We start from the raw sequence: 20202 nt of genomic DNA, 5'->3' as shown, positions 1-20202 counted from the left end.
GAAGGTCTGCCAGGTCCCGGCCACAGCACTAGACGGCCTGCGGGAAGCGGAACAGCCGGTCGGGGTCGTAGCGGCGCCGGACTTCTTCCAGGCGGGCGAGATTCGGCCCGTAGTAGGCCTCGCGCCAGCCGGTCAGCTTCGGGTCGGCGTAGTTCTGGTACGCGGCTCCGCTCGCCCAGGGCCGCAGGTCCTGCCAGAGTCCGTCGAGCCAGCCCTGGTGCCGGGCGATGCCGGCGGCCGGGGCCGGGCCGGGCCAGTGGACGAGGTACTGGGCGAGGAAGCCGGCCGAGCGGTGCGCGAAGGCGGTGGCCCGCGCCGGGACCCGGCCCAGGGCTCCGCCGCAGACCCCGTCGAACTGCACCACGCCGAACCCGCCGCGCGGCACGCTCCCGGCGTAGCGCCGCAGGGCGGCCAGGACCGCCAGGGCCGCAGGTTCGCCCAGTCCGCCCGGGGCCCAGAAGTCGGACCTGGCGGCGTAGGAGGCACGGCCGAGGCGCCCCTGGGGATTGTGTCCGGGCAGGCTGCCCGCCGGCCTGCATTCGGCGGGGCTCCGGTCCAGGCAGCCGGCCATGGCCCGGACGGTGTCCGCGTAGCCGCGTACGACGGTCCAGCTGTCCCGGGGCGGGCCGCCCACCAGATCGGACAGCCGGGTCAGCTGCCGCTCCAGCTCGGCGTGCCCGCCGTCCAGGCAGAGCACCCGCAGGGCCGGGGCGACGACCGGGCCGCCGTCGACGGTGAACTCCACCTGGCTCCAGAACGGGTCGGGCAGCGCCTCCAGCCAGCGCTGCCAGCCGCGCAGCACGGCGGGGGAGTCGGCGGCGGACCAGCGCAGCTCCGCGAAGGCGCAGTCGGAGACCGGGTGGGCACGGAAGCGGAACCCGGTGACCACCCCGAAGTTGCCGCCTCCTCCGCCGCGCAGGGCCCAGAAGAGGTCGGGCTCGTCGTCGGCGCCGACCTCGCGGACGGTCCCGTCGGGGGTCACGACGGTCACCCCCGTGAGCCGGTCGGAGGTGGTTCCGCAGGACCGGGAGGAGAGGCCCAGACCGCCGCCGAGGGTGAGACCGGCGATGCCGACGGAAGGGCACAGCCCCGTCGGGATCGCCAGGCCGCGCGCGGCGAGGACGGCGTTGACCTCCCCGAGGCGGGCGCCCGCGCCGATCCGCACCCCGGTCCCGGAGTCCGCGGCCACCTCCGCCATGGCTCCCGTGTCGATGACGAGCCCGGCCTCGCGGGTGGACCAGCCCGCATAGCCGTGGCCGCCGCCCCGCGGGACCACGGGGACGGCCGAACGCCGGGCGAAGTCCAGGCAGGCGGCCACGTCGTCCGGGTGCGCGGGATAGGCCACCGCGCCCGGCCGGACCGAGTCGAAACGGGGCTGGAACAGCTGCCGGGCCTCGTCGTACTCCGGGTCGCCCGACGCCACCACCCGGCCGTCGAGGGACCTGGCCAGCGCACCGTAGTCCGGCTCCGTGCGCCGGGCCGTCCCGCGGGGCGTCGCGCCGATCGAGGCGAGCACGCCCGTGGCGGCTCCCGCGAGGACCTGGCGGCGGTGGAGGGTCATCCCGCCTTCCTGCCACCGCCTTGCCCGTTCGGGGCGAAGGCGGGCCCACGGGGGCCCGCTTGCCCCCCGAACGGCCGATGCCCGGGCGGGGTCCAGTACACGTCGAGGTCGACCGGATGCCCGTACGCGTGTTCCAGCCGGAGCTGCCGGTCGCCCGCCTTGAACGCGATCAGCAGGTACCCGCCCGGGGCCAGTACCCGCGCGAACTCGGAGAACAGTGCGGGGAGTTCGGGCGCCGGCGTATGGACCGTGGAGTACCAGGCCAGCACCCCGCCGAGGACCCCGTCCGCGATGTCCAGCGCGCCCATCGAACCGACCTCGAACCGCAGCCCCGGATAGGTCCGGCGGGCCACCGCCACCATCGCGGGGGACAGGTCGACTCCGAAGGCCCGTACCCCGAGGCCGTCGAGGTGCGCCGTTACCCGGCCCGGGCCGCAGCCCAGGTCGGCCACCGCCCGGCCTGCGGCCGGATCGTCCCCGCGCACGCACTCCGCGAAGGCGGCCAGCATCGCCCGGTCCAGCGGTTTGCGCTCCAGCTCCGAGGCCAGCAGCGCGGCGTAGTCCCCGGCGACGGCGTCGTACGACGACCGGACGGAGTTCAAGTGCGAAGTCGATGACATGCCCCCGGACAGTAGCCCGCCCGCGCCCCGGACTCAGCCCCCGGCCAGTGGATTGTCGAGCTCGGCCCACTGATCGCCCGGTACGCCCGGGCTCAGCCGCATCAGGGTCAGCGCCTTGGTCGGCAGCGGCCCGGTCAGCAGCGCCCGGGTGTCGGCGGTGGCGGGCAGGCCGGGCGCGGCAGCCGCCAGATCCGCCGCGAGCGCGGTGGCCGAACCCGCCGTGGAACCGAGCGCCCCGGCAACCAGCGATCCGAAGAGCTTGCGGCGCAGCAGGGTCACGTCATCGGTGATCAGCCGCCCCGACAGCGGCGGCGCCGACAGGCCGTGGCGGGCGAGGCGGTCCGGGCTGATCCGGATGTCGGCCAGGTCGCGGTACACGAGCCGCAGCGGGGCGCCGTCGGCGGACAGGACGACCAGGAGGTTCTGGCCGTGCGCCTCCAGGGCCACTCCGAGCTCCAGCACCCGCAGGCACACCGACAGCGCGAGGCGGGCGAAACCGGCCCGCCAGGGGGCCGAGCGTGCGTACGGGGTCAGCGCCAGGGCCGCCACGGGCAGGACCCGCTCGCCCGCGCCCCGGTCCGCGTACGCTTCGGGCGGCTCGCGGAGCACGGCGGCCAGATCCGGGGTGCCGGCGGTGACGGCGCCCAGCGTGCGGGTGATGTGCAGACGGCCGTCGAGCCGCTCGGACAGGCTCTGCGCGAAGGCGGAGACGGCGGCGGCCGTGTCGATGGAGTAGACGGAGATGTCCCGCACGGAGGAGGTGAGCCGGGTGCTGAGCGCGGTCTTGACGTGCGGCCCGCCGTCCCAGGGAGAAAGGGTGCGCAAGGCCATCAACGGGTGCGCGGCGGGACCGGGCCGGAGCTCGTGCCCATGCGGCTCCCCCTGTTTCACCACGTGCTCGGCCTGCCAGGGATGGACGGGTACGAGGATCCGCCCGGCCTCCCGCCACCGGTCCGGCCACTCCCCGGTCACCCGGCACTCCGCCGCCCGTACGACGGCCAGCCCCAGGGTGACCACCGGCCGGTGCTCGGGCGCGTACGCCAACTGCTCGGCCACCGTGAATCCGGGACGGGAGCGGCAGTTGGGGTGGTACGGATGGCCGTCGACCACCCGTTGCTCCCACTCCCAGGCGGCGAGCTGCCCGGCGCCGGGCCCGGCGCCGGTACTCGGGCCGGCCGGCTGACCCGCGCGGGACAGGGCGAGGGAGGACGTGCTGTCGTCCAGCTCTGCGGCGAACTCCTCCCCGTACGGCAGCCCCAGCGCGGCCATCAGCGGGGCGGCCTGCCGGTAGGGGCGGCCGTCGAGCAGCAGCTCGGTGACGGGGGGCGCGGTCGAAAGGGTCGCTGAGTGGGTCGTCGCGTACGGGTCGGGGAGGGGGCCTTCCAGCCGGGCGCCCGAGGCCAGGCGAAGCGCGAGCACACCGGAACCCCGCTCCCGGCGGGTGATCCACGGCAACGGCTCGAAGGCGAACGCCCGCCACAGCCGGGTCAGCACCGCGGCGCGCGCACCGGGGAGCGCGGCGGCGTACGCCGGCCCGAGCGAGGGCCGGTCCCCGGCCGGGGACGCGGGGCCGGCGGGTCCGGCCGGCCCCGTGGGCCCGGCAGGCCTGGTCGGCCCGATGGGCGCGGCGGGCCGGGCGACTCCGGCCGGGGCGGTTTCGGACAGCCCGGCCAGTTCGGCGGCGACGGCCTCTTCGGCCGTGGTGGCGGGGAGGTACATGCTGGGGTCCAGGGCCCTGGTCCTCTCGGATGACGTGATGATCACTTCATCATCGCGGATACTGAAGATCACGGCCGGTGGTACGCCCCGCGCACCTCCGGCGCTCAGGATGGACCGAATGGAATCCGTGGACCTCAACGCCACCGACAACGCCGCCGCCGACACCTACGCGGCCGCCCCGCTCCTGAACTGCCTGCTACGGGAGGCCGCCGAACCGGTCCCGCCCGCCGGGTCGGGGGAGTCCGCGGGCTCGGGGGAGCCCGCCGGGTCGGAGGGAGGCGGCTGGTGCGTGTACCGGCTGTCGGGCAGCGGGCGCCTGCTGCGGGTGCGAGCCGGGCGCCGGCCCGAGCGGCCCGAACTGCGCACGGAGGCCGGCTGGCACCCGCTCACCCACACCGAGCTGGTCAAACTCGTCTCCGACGAACTGCGCCAGTACACCGGGGTGTCCAACGACGAGCTCCCGGTCGAGATCGGCGACAGCCGCGAGACCATCGCCGCACTGCTGGCCGTCCGCGCGGCCACCACGCCGGCGGCCGACCCGTACGTCCGGTCCGAACAGGCCCTGGTCATGGGGCACCCCCACCATCCGGCGCCCAAGGCCCGGGGCGGCGGGCCGGTGACCGGCTGGCTGCCGTACGCCCCCGAGGCGCACGCCCGTTTCCCGCTGGTCTTCCTGGGGCTGCGCGAGGACCAGGTGGCGCAGGAGGGCGGGCCGGCCGCGTCCGCCGCGGTCGATTCGCTCGCGGAGGCACTGGGCGGGCCGCGCCCCCCGGCCGGCTACCGGCTGCTGCCCGCCCACCCCTGGCAGCTCGACCTGGTCGGGGGCAGGCCCGCCGTCCGCGAGGCCTTCGCGGACGGGAGGCTGCTGACGCTGGGAACCGGCCGGGTGCCGGTCTGGCCGACCGCCTCGATCCGGACCCTGTACGTGCCCGGCGCGGGCCCGGCCGGTGACCTGTTCGTGAAGTTCAGCCTCGATGTGCGGATCACCAACGACGTGCGCCGGCTGTGGCGGCACGACCTGCTGAAACTGCGCCGCACGGACGCCGCGGTCGAGGCGGGCTTCGCCGAACTGCGCCGGTCCGGGTCGGGCGCGGCCTGGCTGTCCGACCGGGGGTACCGGACGGCCGCCTTCGCCTTCGAGGAGCTGGCCGTGCTGGTCCGTGACGGCCTGGAGGCGCACGCGGAGCCCGGGCTCACGCCCTTGCTGGCGGCCGCGCTGGCGGAGGGGTATCCGGACAGCCCGCTGGCCGCGACGGCCGACCCGGCCGCGTGGTGGCGGGCGTACCTGCGCCAGGTGGTGCCGCCCGTGCTGCACCTCTTCGCCCGGCACGGCGTCGTCCTGGAAGCCCACCTCCAGAACACCCTGGTGGCCGTCGACGCCGAGGGCATGCCCGCGCAGGCCCTCTTCCGGGACGCGGAGGGCGTCAAACTCCTCCCCGACCTGGGCCGGGACGCCGCTTGGCAGCGCCTCGTCTACTGCCTGGTGGTCAACCACCTGACCGAGGTGGCGGGCACGCTCGCGCAGAGCCACCCGGAGGCGGCGGGGGAGCTGTGGCCCGCCGCCCGCGCGGAGTTCCGGCGCTTCGGCGCCGCCCACGACCTGCCGGAGATCGCCGGTCTGCTGGCCGCCCCGGCCCTCCCGGCCAAGACCAACCTGTTGCTGCGCTGGACCCGCGCCGACGGCGGCGACGCCCGCTACCTGCCGCTTCCCAACCCGCTGCGGCCCTGAGGGGGCGTGTGGTTCCGGCCAAAGAGGTTCGGATACCGGATCTCACCTCGTTCACAGGTATAGACCAATGCTACGTTGGTCGAGCAGACCGCGCAGTCCTTGACCTCCCGTCAGAGGAGAAGCCATGCCCTCCCCTTCACGGGGCGGCGGCCCGACCGCCATGCCCGAGTACCACCCGGCCGCCCTGCCCAAGTACCAGCGGATCGCCGCGGCGTTGCGGCGCGAGATAGACCTCACCGCACTCGATCCCGGTGCCCGGCTCCCCTCCGAGCGCAGCCTCGCCGCCCGCTTCGAGGTGAACCGGCAGACCATCCGGGCCGCCCTGCAGCACCTGAGGGAGGACGGCCTCGTCGTCACCGGCCGGCGCGGCACCCGGCCGGCCTTCCAGGCGCTGCCGCCACGGCCCCCGGCCCCGGCCCAGGACGCGGCCGCGGCCCACGACGCGGCCCCGGCCCAGGCGGCCGCGCCGGTGCCCGAGGGGGTCTCCGCCCGGGCGTGGCTCACCCTCGTCACCCTGGCTCCGGCGCTCGCCGAGCAGCTCGGCATGCGCGGCGGGGAGCAGACCCTCGTCCACCACCACCGCGAAAGCGGCCCGACGGGTGAGACCCGGCGGCACGCGGTGACGTACCTCTGTCCCCGCACCGTCGCCAGGTTCCCCGAACTCGCCCGCTACCGGGACCGCCTGACGGCGGGCGTCCGGGACGAGGACCTGGGTCCCCTGCACCACTGGCTGGAGGGGGCCGCGCGGGCCGGCCGGGTCGCCGAGACCATCACCATGACCCGGACCACCTCCCCCCACACCGCCGCCCCGGCCGGTGGGCTCTCCGTACGCCGCACCCTGCACGATGCCTCCGGCCGGCTGCTCGCCGTCACCGATCTCGACTTCCCCTCCTGGGACCGGCTGACCTTCGACAGGTCACCGGCCGCCATCGGCTTCCGGGTGACGTAACCGGCCGCCCGGCCTCCGGGGGAGCGGGCTGGGCCGGGCGCCCTGGGGGGCCGGGCGGAACCCCTGGGGGGCCGGGCTGGACCGGGGTCGTCGGGGTGAGCCGGGGCGGGGTGCCCGGGTGGCGGGCTCCCGGGACCGGGTGTCGCCGTGGACCCGGACCGGTGGGACGTGCGTTCGTACGCGCGACCCCTGGACCAGCAGACGGGCGGCGCCGACTACCGGCCCTACCTGACCACCCCCTACAGCACGGGCTACATCACGCCCGACCGCAAGTACCACACGCTGATGGCGTACTCCTCGGCCTGCGGCGGGCCCTGCTCGGCCGTCAACCAGTACGCGAACACCGAGAACACCGGGGACGGGCAGCCGCTCGGGGACGCCTGCAACAACAACGCCGCCGTCGCCCGGGTCACCACCCCGATCATCTCGGGCTCGTGTGGACGTCCCCGGTGGTGGTGGAGGTGATGACCGCCCGCCGGCCGAGGTCGCCCGGCGGGATCCCCGGGTGGTGGCCGCCCGACAGCGCGGTTCCCGGGGACGGGCCGGGGGGCGGCCCCGGGGACACCCCGAGGGCCAGGCGCGAGACGATCCGGTAGCGGTCGCCCCGGTACACGGAGTGCACGTACTCCACGGGCCGGCCGGTGGAGTCGGTGGTGAGCCGCTCGATGAGCAGGGCGGGGGAGAGCAGCGGGACGTCCAGCAGGCCCGCCTCCGCCTCGTTCACCACCGTCGGCTCGATGGACTGCTGCGCCTCGTGCACGTACACGCCGTGGTGGTCGCGCAGGTGCTCGTAGAGGTCCCCGGCCTCCAGTTCCGCCGGGGTCAGGGCCGGTACCAGATCGGCCGGGATGTGCAGGTGCTCGATGGCCATCGGGGCCCCGTCCACCAGCCGCAGCCGGGCGATGTAGAGCAGGAGCGCGCCGGGGGAGATCCGGAGCCGGCGGCCGATCCGGGCGCCCGCCTGGACGGTGGAGTGCTCCAGGACCCGGCTGGACCAGTGGCCGGAGGCCTGCCTCATCGCGAACGCCGCCTCGTCGGCGGCCAGCTCCTGGGTGATCTTGGCCGGGGCGACGAACATCCCGCGTCCGTGCTCGCGCACGAGCAGCCCCGTGGCCACGAGCTCGTCCACTGCCGCGCGCAGGGTGGGGCGGGAGACCTCCAGGGTGGCGCACAGGGTGCGCTCGGAGGGGATCGCGTCGCCGGGCCGCCGGATGTCGATGAGCCCCAACAGGTGCTCGCGGACCCGTTCGCGCTTGAGTACGGATCCCGACGAGTCGGTTGCGTCCTTTGTCATGGCCCGCCCCCATTTCTCTCTGCTCACCTGTCCAACTGGTCATGTGCATCTAACCACTCGGTCGGGAGTGGCGCGAGGAGTCCGCGGAAATTTGTTGGTACCTGCGGGGTTGACGGCGCATACGGGCCGTGTCACCTTCTAGCCACTCAGCTAACCAATTGGTCAGTTGGTCAACTCCAGTTCTTTTGGTCCCAGTTGGCAGAACAGCCAGGTGAGGAATCTCCGACACCGTGACCGATGCCGCCTCCGCTTCCCTCCGACCCGATCTCGCGCTCGTCCCGCGCCCCGACTCGGTCACCCCCCTGCCCGGGCGCTTCATCCTCGACCACCACACCGGACTGCGCGCCGGTCCCGGCGCCGAGGCGGCCGCCGACCTGCTGCGTGAACTGCTCACCCCCACGACCGGATTGCCCCTGGCGCCGGATGCCGGCGGCCGGATCTCACTCCTGCTGACCTCCGGGCAGCAGGCCCTGGGCGCCGAGGGGTACGTCCTCACCGTCCGTCCCGACTCCGTCCTGCTGAGCGCCGCCGGCCCGGACGGGCTGCTCCGCGGGATCCAGACCCTGCGGCAGCTGCTGCCGCCCGAGGCGCTGGCCGCCGGGGGCGCGCGGCCCCGTACCCCCGCCTCCGGCTGGTCGCTGCCCTGCGTGCGGATCACCGACCGGCCGAGGTTCGCCTGGCGCGGAGCCATGCTGGACGTGGCCCGCTACTTCCAGCCCGTGTCGTACGTACGCCGCTTCGTGGACCTGCTCGCCCTGCACAAGCTCAACGTCCTGCACCTGCACCTCACCGACGACCAGGGCTGGCGGATGCCGGTCGCGGCCTACCCCCGGCTCACCGAGATCGGCGGACGCCGCGCCGAGAGCGAAGGTGACGGGGTCCCGCACGAGGGCGCCTACACCCGCGCCGAGCTGGCCGGGCTCGTCGCCTACGCCGCCCGGCGCGGGGTGAGCGTCGTCCCCGAGATCGAGATGCCCGGCCACGCCCGCGCCGCCCTCGCCGCCTACCCCGAACTCGGCAACCTGCCCGGCGTCCGGCTGGAACCGTGGACCCGCTGGGGGGTCTGCGAGAACGTCTTCGGGGTCCACGACGCCGTGCTCGACTTCTGCCGGGGAGTGCTGGACGAGGTCGCGGACGTGTTCCCCGGGCCCTACGTCCACCTCGGCGGCGACGAATGCCCCCGGGTGGAATGGGAACGCTCCCCGGCCGCCCGCGACCGGATCACCGCCGAAGGGCTGGCCGGCCCCGGCGCGCTCCACGGCTGGTTCCTCGGCGCCGCCGCGGAGCACCTGGCCAAGCTCGGCCGCCGCCCCCTCGGCTGGACCGGCACCGGCACGGAGCTGCCCACCGCCTTCACCGCCATGGCCTGGCTAGACACCGAACACGGGCGGGCCGCCGCACTGCGCGGCCACGACGTGATCATGGCCCCCTACCGCTCCACCTACCTCGACTACCCGCAGTCCGCCGACCCCGGCGAACCGCGCGGCCAGGACGGCGTGCTCGACCTGCGCGGTGCCTACGACAACGAGCCCGCCCCCGCGCACTGGGAGCCCGAGGCCGCACGCCGGGTCCTCGGCACCCAGGCGCAGCTGTGGACCGAGTACGCGCGCACCCCGGCCGAACTCGAATACCTGGCCTTCCCCCGACTGTGCGCCCTGGCCGACACCGCCTGGTCGGCGCACCGCGACTGGCCCGACTACCTCCGTAGACAAGGCCACCACCAGACCCGGCTCGACGCCCTGGGCGTGCGAGGCCGATCCCTTCCCCCCCACCCCGAGAGGAACGCACCATGCGCACCCCGACCCGAACCCGAGCCCACAAGCGCCGCACGGCCGTAGCCCTGGCCATCGCCCTGGCCGCCGGCCTCGGTTCGGCCGCCCTGACGGCCCTGCCCGCGACCGCCGCGGCCGACTCCGTCAAGGTGCAGTACCGCACCAGTGCGACCGGAGCCACCGCGGACCAGGCGGAGCCCTGGTTCAAGGTGGTCAACAACGGCTCCTCCACCGTCGCCCTGAACCAGGTCACCTTCCGCTACTACTTCAAGGCGGACGGCCCGAACACCCAATACCGGTACGCCTGTTCGTGGGCGGTCAAGGGCTGCGCCAACATCACCGGCACCTTCGGCACCCTGGCCACCCCGACGGCCACCGCCGACCGCTACCTGGAGGTCACCTTCACCGGCGGCGCGGGCTCCCTCGCCCCCGGAGCGGACACCGGCGACATGCAGCTGCGCTTCTACCGCGCCGACTGGCAGACGCTGAACCAGTCCGACGACTACTCCTTCAGCGCGTCCCGCACGGCGTACGGCGACTGGGACAAGGTCACCGCCCGGCTGGGCCCCAACACCGTCTGGGGCACCGCGCCCGGAGGCAACACCCCCGACCCGACGCCGACCCCGACCGGACCGACCCCCAGCCCGACCCCGACCGACCCGGGCCCCTCCGGAGCCACCCTCTTCGACGACTTCACCTACACCTCGTCCACCGACCCGGCGATAGCGGCCCACGGCTGGAGCGTGCGCTCCAACTCCGGCGGCCCCGGAGTCCCGAACGCGACCTGGGCGCCCGAGAACGTCACCTTCGCGGCCGAGGCCGGCAACTCCATCATGAACTTGGAGACCTCCACGGCCGGTACGGGTGAGAGCACCAAGCAGACCGAAGTCCTCACCAAGGCGTCCAAGTTCAAGAACGGCACGTACGCGGCCCGGGTGAAGTTCTCCGACGCCCCCAAGTACGGCCCGGACGGCGACCACCTCGTACAGACCTTCTTCACCATCAACGACCTCAAGGCCCCGATGGCCGACGACTACGCCGAGTACGACTTCGAGTACCTCCCCAACGGAGGCTGGGGCGAGCCCGCCAACATCCTCTACACCACGTCCTGGGAGACGTACCGCCCCGACCCGTGGGAGGCCGTCAACCAGCACAGCGAGTCCCGGATCAGCTACGCGGGCTGGCACGACCTGGTGCTCACCATCGACAACAACGCCATCACCTACTACGTCGACGGCCAGGTGTTCGGCACGCACGACGCCAAGTACCTGCCCGAGCGGCCCATGTCGATCAACTTCAACCAGTGGCTGATCGACCTGAACGGTCAGCCGGGCTCCACCCCCCGCGCCTACGACCAGAAGGTCGACTACGTCCTGCACGTCAAGGACCAGGTCCTGACCCCGGCCCAGGTCGCGGCCAAGGTCGGCGGCTACCGCACGGCCGGCACGGCCTTCGTGGACAACGTCCCCAACGGCTGACCCGGGCCCGGCCTACGTACAAGGCGGCGCGCTCCGGGGACAGCTGCCCCGGAGCGCGCCGGCCGTCGGCGTTCAGAACCGCAGCGCCCACCCGTTGATGTATCCGGTGTTTCCGGCGAAGGCGTCGAACACGCGCAGCTTCCACACCCCGGCCGCCGTCTCCGAGGACGCGTTCACCCCGTACAGCGAGACGAGGTTCCTCTCGCCCCAGCCCGTGTACTCGTCCTTGAGCGGATAGGCCGTCCCGTCGGGTGCGATCAGGTCGATCTTCAGGGTCCCGGAGTCCGGGTGCGCGATGTACACCTCCACGTCCAGCTGGGCCGGGGCCTTGCCCGTGACCCCGCTGACCGTGATCGGGGACTGGACGGTCTTCAGATCACCGACCGCGTAGTTCGCGGTGTTCACGAACCGCTTGCTGATCACCGGGTTGGGTGCGCTCCCCACGTAGAGCGAGCGGATGGGGGAGCCGGTTCCGGCGCCGAGTACGGCCCCGGTGGTGGCCGAAGCCCTGATGTAGTACGCCACCTGGGCCGGGGTGGCGGTGCGGTGGAGGGAGAGGTACAGCGCCGCCGCGCCCGCCACGTGCGGGGAGGCCATCGACGTACCCGACATGACGGTGCTCCACTCGTCGTCCCAGGAGACCGCCGAGGTGATGGAGTCACCGGGGGCGAACAGGTCGATCAGCGGACCGTAGTTGGAGTACGAGGACCGCGAGTCGTGGTCGCTGAGCGCCCCGACCGTGATCGCCTGGGAGACCCGGGCCGGCGAGTGCTTGGAGGCGTCGATGCCCTGGTTGCCGGCAGCCACCGCGTAGGTGATGCCGGAGGCGATGGAGCCCCGGACGGCCGCGTCCAGCACGGCGTCGGGGTCTCCGCCCAGGCTCATGTTCGCGACGGCCGGTTTCACGGCGTTGCGGGTGACCCAGTCGATTCCGGCGACCACCTGCTCGGTCGTGCCCTCTCCGGCCGCGTCGAGGACCCGGACGGCCACGACCTTGGCCCGCTTGGCCACACCGAACGTGGTTCCCGCGACCGTCCCGGCCACGTGTGTGCCGTGCCCGTGCAGGTCCTCGGCCACGGAGTCGTTGTCGATGGCGTCGTAGCCGTGCGAGGCGCGCCCGCCGAAGTCCTTGTGGGCGATGTTGACACCGGTGTCGATGACGTACGCGGTCACCCCGAGCCCACCGGAACTCGGGTACGTGTACGCGTCGTTCATCGGAAGCCTGCGCTGGTCGATCCGGTCCACGCCCCACGACGGCGGGGTCGGCTGGGTGGAGTCGAGACGCAGCTTCCGGTTCTGCGCGACCGTGGCCACGGCCGGGTCGGCCGCGAGCCGCCGGGCCTGGCGCTCCGTCATCTGGACGGAGAAGCCGCTGACCGCCGAGTCGTACGTCCGGCGGATCGTGCCGCCGGACCGTTCGACCGCGGCCCGGCCCCGGTCCGTACGGGAACCCGCGGGCGCCGGGTTCAGTAGGACGAGGTAGCTGCCGCTGACGGCCCCGGGCGCTCCGGCGTACAGGACCGCCCCCTCCGGCGGGGTCGCGGCCGAGGCACCTGTGTCCACCCCGAGCGCGAGCGCCGAGGCGAGTGCCAGCGCGGCTGCACAGCGCCGCGATAAGTGCGATCTCATGATCATGAAAATGGGATCCCCCCTGAGTCGTCCGCTCAGAGTGCTGCGTTCGCAGGTCCCGCACAAGGGCCCCGTGCGGGAGGAATCAGGCCTTGCGGATGGGGGCCCTTCTCCACGCAGTTGGGACTACGTCGAGGACCGCTTCGGGGCTCCGGACCTGCTTCCCTTCACCATCTCCGACATGGACTTCGAGACCGCCCCCGAGGTGCTCGCAGTCCTGCGCGGCCGCCTGGAACACGGGGTACTCGACTACTCCCGCCGACGCCACGGGGAGTTCCTCTCCGCGGTCCGGCACTGGTACGCCACCCGCTACGACACCCCCGTGGAGCAGGACGGCATCGCCTAGTGATGAGACTCACTCCGGCCTCGCGCCCGCCCCCCCCATCGGCACCGCCCCTGGGCGCTGTACGGCCGCCCCGGCGGAGGCCGGGCCGTGGCTCGACGCGCTCAACGCGTACGTCCGGGGCAACCTGCGCATGGTCGGTGAACGCCTCGCCGAGGCCTTCCCCGGGCTCGACTGGCAGCCGCCCCGGGCCGGCTACCTCGCCTGGATCGATCTGCGGCCCCTCGCGATTCCCGACGAGGTGCTCCAACGTGAGCTGATACACACCGAGAAGGTGCCGATCACGCCCGGAACCGCCTACGGGCCCGAGGGCGCGGGCTTCGTACGCCTCAACGTGGGCTGTCCGCGCGCCAAGGCGCATGCGGGTGTCGAGGCCTTGATCCGGGCGCTTCGCACCACCGCGGGAACCACCTCGGGGAACCCCTCGGGCGCCATCTCCCGGGCCGCCTCCGGGCCCGCCACCGAAGGGAATTGACCGGACGGCCGTGGAGGCCGCGACCGGACGGCCGATGTGCGACCGGAACGCGGCCCTGCCATAAATACGGCCGGAATCTGCCCGATTGAGGTGGAAGGAAGGGAGCTGGGGAAGGGATCCGGAACCGGCTAGGGTGGACGCCCATCAAGGTCATGCGCCGCAAGCCGACCAGCCCAAGGAGCGACCCCGTGTCTATGTCCGACCCGTTCTCCCATACCGCCGGCCCCCTCGCCGGTCCCCTTCCCGGCCCCGTTCCCGGTCCCCGTACCGGGCCTCGTACAGGCACCCGTACCGCCCCCTGCCCCGGCTCGCCCGCAGGCTCCGTCCCGGCCACCGCGGCCGGCCGCGAGCCCGCCGCCACTGTGCTCCCGCCACGGATCGCGGAGCCCCGCGAGGTGGCCCCGGCGGACGCGCGCGAACTGTCGAGACTCTTCTTCCGACGGCTCCACGAGCTCGACGAGGACACCCCCGAGTACCGGTACGTCCGCGAGACCCTCGTCGAGATGAACTGCTCGCTCGTCCAGTTCGCCGTCCGCCCCTTCCGGGGCCGCGCGGACGGAGTCGACCTCGAGGACCTGGTCCAGGTCGGCACCATAGGCCTGATCAAGGCCATCGACCGGTTCGACCCGGCCCGCGAGGTGGAGTTCGCCTCCCTCGCCATGCCGTACATCACCGGCGAGATCAAGCGGCACTTCCGTGACACCAGCTGGGCGGTCCGCGTCCCGCGCCGGCTCCAGGAACTGCGCATCGGCCTGGCCAAGGCGAAGGAGGACCTGACCGCGCTGCTCGACCGGCCGCCGACGGTCGCGGACCTCGCCGCACACCTCTCGATCACCGAGGAGGAGGTCATCGAGGGGCTCGTCGCCGCCAACGGCCACACCAGCGGCTCCCTCGACGCCCCGCACTCCGAACACACCGACGGCCCCGCCGACGGCCACAGCCTCGCCGAGACGATGGGGGCCGAGGAACCGGCGCTGGGGCGCGTCGAGGACATCCAGACCCTGGCGCCGCTGCTGGAACGCCTCAGCGACCGCGAGCGCCGCATGCTGTCGATGCGCTTCGGCGAGGAGCTCACCCAGGCCCAGATCGGCGCCGCCCTCGGCATCTCACAGATGCAGGTCTCGCGGCTCCTGACCCGGGTGCTCGCGCATCTGCGGGCCTCGATGCTCGCCGACCCCGAGTGGCCCGGAGCCGCGGCCCCACAGCAAGCGGAATCCGGCTGCACGGGCGCAGGCGCCGACGCCAAGGTCGACGCAGCGTAAGTGACATGACTCACTTCACTGTTTGCGTGAGTTAAGTGCGGGCAGTAGCGCTCCTGGAGCGGACCCGTCCGCCGGCCGGAACAGTGGCCGGGGCGCGGGCGACGGGCAGATCCCGTCCCGCTCCACGGCCCGCCGGTCGCACGCACGCCGGTGGGCCGTTTCCGGTACAACCCTTGAGGTGTATGTGTCCACGCTCATAGCCGAGCATGTGTACAAGGTGTTCGGTAAAGGACCCGACAACGGCGCGGCCGTCGCGAAGGCGGTGAGCGCGCTCGAAAGCGGCGCGACCGACCGCGACGAGCTGCGCGCCGAAGGAACGACGGCCGCTGTGATCGACGCCTCCTTCCGCGTCGAGCCCGGCCAGATCTTCGTCGTCATGGGTCTGTCGGGCTCGGGCAAGTCCACCTTGCTGCGCATGCTCAACGGCCTGCTGGAGCCCACCGCGGGCCGCATCCTCTTCGACGGCGAGGACCTCACGGCCCTCTCGCCGGCCGAGCTGCGCCGCGTACGCTCCACCAAGATCAGCATGGTCTTCCAGCACTTCGCGCTGTTCCCGCACCGCGACGTGCTGGAGAACGCCGGCTACGGACTCGAGGTCCAGGGCGTCCCCCGGGCCGAGCGCGAACGGCGGGCCGCCGAAGCGCTGGCCCTCTGCGGGCTCGGCGGCTGGGAGAAGTCCTGGCCCGACGAGCTCTCCGGCGGTATGCAGCAGCGCGTCGGGCTCGCCCGCGCCCTGGCCACCGACGCCGACCTGCTGCTGATGGACGAGTCGTTCAGCGCGCTCGACCCGCTGATCCGCCGCGACATGCAGGACCAGCTGCTCGAACTCCAGCAGAGCCTGGGCAAGACCATCGTGTTCATCACCCACGACCTCAACGAGGCCATGCGGCTCGGCGACTCCATCGCCGTCATGCGCGACGGCCGCATCGTCCAGCAGGGCACGGCCGAGGACATCCTCACCCGCCCCGCCGACGACTACGTCGCCTCGTTCATCCAGGACGTGGACCGCTCGCGCGTGCTGACGGCCGACGCCGTCATGACCGGGGCCCCCGGTGGCAAGCCCGACTGCGACTGCCCCACCGTCGCCCCCGGCACCCCGCTCGCCGACGTGTGCGCGGTCAGCGCCCGCGTCCCGCACCCCGTCGCCGTCACCGGTGAGGACGGCTCCGTCGTCGGCACCGTCCCGCAAGGCCGCCTCGTCGCCTTCATCGGCGACGAGCGGCGCACCCCGCTGGACTGCGTGGAGGTGGCCGCCTGATGCCCCGCCTGAATCTCGGCGCCTGGGTCGACAGCGGTGTCGACTTCCTCCAGAGCCACCTGTCCTGGCTGTTCGACGCCATCAGCGCGCTCGTCACCGGGCTCTACGACGGCATCGAAGCCGTCCTGACCGCGCCGAACCCCCTGCTGCTGGCCGGAGTCCTCGCCGTCGCCGCCTGGTGGCTGCGCGGTCTGCTCGCCGCCCTGCTCGCCTTCGCGGGCTTCGCCCTCGTCGACTCCGTCGCCCTGTGGCCCGACGCCATGTCCACGCTCGCGCTGGTCCTGGTCGCCACCCTGGTCACGCTGCTCTTCGCGATCCCGCTGGGCATCTGGGCCTCGCGCTCGGACAGGGTCAGCGCCGTCCTGAAGCCCGTCCTGGACTTCATGCAGACCATGCCGGCCATGGTCTACCTCATCCCCGGCATCATCTTCTTCGGGGTGGGCGTGGTGCCCGGCATCATCGCCACCATCATCTTCTCGCTGGCACCCGGCGTCCGGATGACCGAGCTCGGCATCCGGCAGGTCGACCCCGAACTCGTCGAAGCCGCCGACGCGTTCGGCACCACCCCGCGCGACACCCTCGTACGGGTCCAGCTCCCGCTGGCGCTGCCCACCATCATGGCGGGCATCAACCAGGTCATCATGCTCGGCCTGTCCATGGTGGTCATCGCCGGCATGGTCGGCGGCGGCGGCCTCGGCGGCGCCGTCTACCGGGCCATCGGCAGCGTGGACATCGGCCTCGGCTTCGAGGCGGGCATCTCCATCGTCATCCTCGCCATGTACCTGGACCGGATGACCGGGGCGCTCGGCCGCCAGGTCTCCCCGCTGGGCCGCCGCGCCCTCGCCAAGGCGCGCTCCGCCGCCACCGGCACCGCCAAGGTATGGAGTCACCGCCCGCAGCCCGTCTTCGCCGTGGCCTCGGCCGTGGTGCTGTCCCTGGTCGCGGGCGGCCTGGGAATCTTCGGCGACTCCGGGAAGTCGAACGTGAACGCGGTCGGCGGGGCCGGGGTCGAGAACATCGGCAAGGGCCGCAAGATCAGCATGGGCTACATCCCGTGGGACGAGGGCATCGCCTCCACCTTCCTCTGGAAGGAGCTCCTGGAGCGCCGCGGTTTCAAGGTCGACGCCCGTCAGCTGGAACTCGGCGCGCTCTACACGGGCCTCGCGGACGGGCAGGTCGACTTCCAGACCGACTCCTGGCTGCCGGTGACGCAGGCCGAGTACTGGAAGAAGTACGGGAACAAGCTCGACGACCTCGGCTCCTGGTACGGACCCACCTCGATCGAGCTGGCCGTCCCCTCGTACATGAAGGACGTGAAGACCCTCGCCGACCTGAAGGGCAAGTCGGGGGAGTTCAAGGGCCGGATCATCGGCATCGAGCCCAGCGCGGGCGCGATGGGCATCCTCAAGGACAAGGTCCTGCCGCAGTACGGGCTCGGCGACGAGTACAAGGTCGTCGACGGATCGACTCCGGGCATGCTCGCCGAGCTCAAGCGGGCCTACGAGAAGAAGGAGCCCGTCGCGGTCGTGCTCTGGTCGCCGCACTGGGCGTACTCCACGTACGACCTGACGAAGCTCGCGGACCCCGAGGGCGCCTGGGGCAAGGGCGACGGCATCCACAACGTCGCCCGCAAGGGCTTCGCGGCCGACGAGCCGAAGGTCGCCCAGTGGCTGAGCTCGTTCAAGCTGACCGAGGACCAGCTGACCGGACTGGAAGCCAAGATCCAGGAGACCGGCAAGGGCAAGGAGCAGGAGGCCGTCCGCGCCTGGCTGGCCGACCACCCCGAGGTCGCCAAGCTGGCGTGAGCCGGTGCGGGGCCGGTCCGCGAAGCCGTTGCTACGAGGCTTCGCGCGCCGGCCCCGCACGGGCCGGTCCGCGCCTCAGCCGGTCGTGACCCGCTCGGGCGCACGCCGCGCCGCGGGCCGCCCGGCCGCCGGCCGGGGCCGCAGCGGCCACCACAGGTATCGGCCCAGCAGTGCGGCCAGGGCCGGCACCAGCACGATCGACAGCACGAACGCGGAGAGCAGGATCCCCAGGCCCGTCGCGAAGCCGATCTGCTGGGTGGCGGAGCCGGGACTCGCGGCCAGACTCCCGAAGGAGAAGGCCAGCACCAGACCCGCGTTCGCGATGGCGGGAGCCGTGTGCCGCACCGCCCGGGCCACGGCCGCACGGGCCGGACCGGGCCGGTCCATCTCCTCCCTGATCCGGTCCGCGATCAGGATGTTGTAGTCGGTGCCCAGCGCGACCACGAACAGGAACAGCACCAGCGGCAGCGAGAAGTCCACGCCCGGCCGGCCCGCCGCGTGCTGGAACACCAGCGTCGAGGCACCCAGCGTCGCCGCGAAGCCCAGACCCACCGAGAGCATCAGCACCACCGGCGCGAGCAGGCTCCGCAGCAGCAGGAACAGGATCAGCGCGATCAGCGCCGCCGCCACCGGGAAGACCACCTTCAAGTCCTTGTCCACGGCGGACGCGATATCGGAGAAGATCGCCGCCGTGCCGCCGACGTGCGCCTCGGTACCGTCCGGGCGGTGCGCCGCCACCGCGTCCCGGACCGGGCCGGAGACCAGGTCGCGGGCCTCCTGCCCGTGCGGATCGGCGGTCGGGAACAGGTCGATCCGGGCCGCCCGGGCATCCTCGCTCAGTACCGTCGGCGCCACCTGGCCGACCCCGCCGACCGAAGCGAGCGCCCGGGAGAGCCCGCCGAGCCGCTCGGCGGTCAGCGCGGAGCCGTCCGAGGAGGTCACGAACACGCTGGTCGGATCGGAGACCCCGGCGGGCAGCGCGCGGGCGATCTCGGCCGCCGTCGCCGCCGAAGCCGTACGCTCCCCGCCCGCGCTGCTCTGTCCGTAGTCCACCCGCATTCCGATCATCCCCGCGGCCAGCGCCCCGAGCAGGGCCACCGAGGCGAGCACCAGCGTCAGCGGCCGCCGCGCGATCAGCTCGCCCGTCCGTGCGGCCACGCCCTCGCGGGTCCGGCGCTTCAGGGCGCGCGAGGGCCAGAACATCTTGCGGCCGGTGACCGCGAGGATGGCCGGCATCAGGGTCAGGCTGCCGAGCAGCATCACCAGTACGGACACGGCGATGGCCGGGCCCAGCACCCGGAACTGTCCGAAGGTGGCCACCGCGAGGGTGGAGAACGCGGCGACGATGGTCAGCGCCGCACAGGTGATCGCCGTACCGACCCGGCCGGCGACCTCGGCCGCCGCGGCCCGCCCCGACTGCTCGGGGTGGCTCCGCAACTGCTCGCGGAAGCGGAAGAGCAGGAAGAGGAAGTAGTCGATGCCGATGCCCACCAGGACCACGCTGATCAACTGGGGTGTGGAGGCGTCGAGTTCGATCCCGGTCAGCAACGCCGTACCGATCACGGTCCCGGCCGCCGCGCCGCCGATGATGGTGACCGCGATCAGCGGCAGCAGCGCCGCCATGACACTGCGGAACACCAGCACGTGCAGGAGCACGATCACCATGAGCATGGCGACGCCCACGATCGTCGACCGGGTCTCCTCCGCGTCGGTGGTGTCCACGGTGTCAGCCAGCCCGCCGGTGAACCCGGTCCGCAAGTCCGCCTCGGCGAACTCCGCCCGGCTGTGCTCCCGGAAGGCCCGGTAGAGGTCCTGCATCCCGGGATCCATGGGGTTGCCCGTCAACTCGACCGACAGCAGCCGAGAGCTCCGGTCGGGCGCCGTCATGGCCGGGCTGATCCGCGGCGACTGGGAGTGGTCCTGCACCAGGAAGGCCGGGTCGTCCTTCGACCGCGGCATGGCGATCCGCTGCCGCGTCAGCTTCGCGGCCTCGGCGTCGATCCGCCGCTCGTCGTCGGCCGTCAGCGGCGCACCGTCGGCGCGGGCCACCAGAACGGTCAGCGGATTGGCATTGGGCTTCACCCCGAAATGCTCCTCGGCGACCTTCAGCGCGGCCGCCGAATCGTAGGAAGCGGGCAGGAACTCGCCGGTGCTCGGCTGCGTGGCGCGGAAGACGAGCGCCTGGCCGAGGACCGACAGGGCGATGCCCAGCACCGCCCAGAGGGCTATGACCTTCCATGGACTTCGAGTGGCGAAGGCGGTCAGGGCGCGGATCAAAGGGTCCTCCGTAACGGGGGCGGCCACCGGG

14 protein-coding genes and 1 pseudogene are annotated in these 20202 nt (G+C 73.1%); 9 read left to right on the top strand and 6 right to left on the bottom strand.

Annotation, left to right across the window (positions count from 1 at the left end; all coding sequences use genetic code 11):
- Positions 1–28: 28 nt before the first annotated feature.
- From OTB20_RS27715 to OTB20_RS27705, 3 genes are read right to left on the bottom strand one after another with little or no spacing between them, the layout of a single operon-like run.
- The gene (locus tag OTB20_RS27715) at positions 29–1561 is read right to left on the bottom strand and encodes an FAD-binding oxidoreductase (RefSeq protein ID WP_267821554.1); all 1533 of its coding nucleotides are present in this window, start codon (positions 1559–1561) and stop codon (positions 29–31) included.
- The gene (locus OTB20_RS27710; RefSeq protein ID WP_267821552.1) at positions 1558–2181 is read right to left on the bottom strand and encodes a class I SAM-dependent methyltransferase; all 624 of its coding nucleotides are present in this window, start codon (positions 2179–2181) and stop codon (positions 1558–1560) included. The genes OTB20_RS27715 and OTB20_RS27710 overlap by 4 nt, the downstream gene beginning before the upstream one ends.
- A gap of 33 nt (positions 2182–2214) precedes the next feature.
- Positions 2215–3900 (bottom strand): IucA/IucC family protein, encoded by a 1686-nt coding sequence (locus OTB20_RS27705; RefSeq protein WP_420716500.1) that lies wholly within the window; start codon positions 3898–3900, stop codon positions 2215–2217.
- A gap of 109 nt (positions 3901–4009) precedes the next feature.
- Here OTB20_RS27705 and OTB20_RS27700 point away from each other — a divergent pair, with 109 nt between their 5' ends.
- The 3 genes from OTB20_RS27700 (at position 4010) to OTB20_RS27690 (ending at position 7043) form a co-directional block, all read left to right on the top strand.
- Positions 4010–5629: an IucA/IucC family protein gene (locus OTB20_RS27700; protein WP_267821550.1), complete on the top strand. Its 1620-nt coding sequence runs from the start codon at positions 4010–4012 to the stop codon at positions 5627–5629.
- 124 nt (positions 5630–5753) lie between these two features.
- A complete protein-coding gene (locus tag OTB20_RS27695; RefSeq protein WP_267821549.1) occupies positions 5754–6578 on the top strand; it encodes a GntR family transcriptional regulator in 825 nt (274 codons plus the stop codon).
- A 147-nt stretch (positions 6579–6725) separates the two neighbouring features.
- On the top strand, positions 6726–7043 hold the full coding sequence (locus OTB20_RS27690) for a hypothetical protein (protein ID WP_267821547.1): 318 nt from the start codon (positions 6726–6728) through the stop codon (positions 7041–7043).
- On the opposite strand, the gene OTB20_RS27685 is transcribed toward OTB20_RS27690, so the two are convergent.
- On the bottom strand, positions 7000–7872 hold the full coding sequence (locus OTB20_RS27685) for a GntR family transcriptional regulator (protein ID WP_267821544.1): 873 nt from the start codon (positions 7870–7872) through the stop codon (positions 7000–7002). The genes OTB20_RS27690 and OTB20_RS27685 overlap by 44 nt on opposite strands.
- 230 nt (positions 7873–8102) lie before the next feature.
- Here OTB20_RS27685 and OTB20_RS27680 point away from each other — a divergent pair, with 230 nt between their 5' ends.
- Entirely contained in the window at positions 8103–9710 is a 1608-nt protein-coding gene (locus tag OTB20_RS27680) for a beta-N-acetylhexosaminidase (RefSeq protein ID WP_267821542.1), read from the top strand.
- Complete coding sequence (locus OTB20_RS27675) at positions 9662–11122, top strand: cellulose binding domain-containing protein (RefSeq protein ID WP_267821540.1); 1461 nt, start codon at positions 9662–9664, stop codon at positions 11120–11122. The genes OTB20_RS27680 and OTB20_RS27675 overlap by 49 nt, the downstream gene beginning before the upstream one ends.
- A 72-nt stretch (positions 11123–11194) precedes the next feature.
- On the opposite strand, the gene OTB20_RS27670 is transcribed toward OTB20_RS27675, so the two are convergent.
- Positions 11195–12757, bottom strand: coding sequence for a S8 family peptidase (locus OTB20_RS27670; RefSeq protein ID WP_267821538.1), 1563 nt, complete (start codon positions 12755–12757; stop codon positions 11195–11197).
- A gap of 67 nt (positions 12758–12824) precedes the next feature.
- On the opposite strand from OTB20_RS27670, the pseudogene OTB20_RS27665 reads away from it, so the two are divergent.
- From OTB20_RS27665 to OTB20_RS27650, 4 genes and pseudogenes are all read left to right on the top strand, one after another.
- Positions 12825–13569 (top strand): annotated as a pseudogene (locus OTB20_RS27665) (hypothetical protein).
- Positions 13570–13763: 194 nt separating this feature from the next.
- Entirely contained in the window at positions 13764–14831 is a 1068-nt protein-coding gene (locus tag OTB20_RS27660) for a SigB/SigF/SigG family RNA polymerase sigma factor (protein WP_420716499.1), read from the top strand.
- A gap of 184 nt (positions 14832–15015) precedes the next feature.
- On the top strand, positions 15016–16089 hold the full coding sequence (locus OTB20_RS27655) for a betaine/proline/choline family ABC transporter ATP-binding protein (protein ID WP_324290422.1): 1074 nt from the start codon (positions 15016–15018) through the stop codon (positions 16087–16089).
- Positions 16089–17894 (top strand): ABC transporter permease/substrate binding protein, encoded by a 1806-nt coding sequence (locus OTB20_RS27650; protein ID WP_267821532.1) that lies wholly within the window; start codon positions 16089–16091, stop codon positions 17892–17894. The genes OTB20_RS27655 and OTB20_RS27650 overlap by 1 nt, the downstream gene beginning before the upstream one ends.
- 75 nt (positions 17895–17969) lie before the next feature.
- On the opposite strand, the gene OTB20_RS27645 is transcribed toward OTB20_RS27650, so the two are convergent.
- Entirely contained in the window at positions 17970–20171 is a 2202-nt protein-coding gene (locus tag OTB20_RS27645) for an MMPL family transporter (RefSeq protein WP_267821530.1), read from the bottom strand.
- Positions 20172–20202 lie beyond the last annotated feature (31 nt).

The sequence above is a fragment of the Streptomyces sp. H27-H1 genome (assembly GCF_026627445.1).
Classification (GTDB): Bacteria; Actinomycetota; Actinomycetes; order Streptomycetales; family Streptomycetaceae; genus Streptomyces.
The sequence above is the reverse complement of the archived record's forward strand: the minus strand, read 5'-3'. Positions and strand labels throughout refer to the sequence as shown.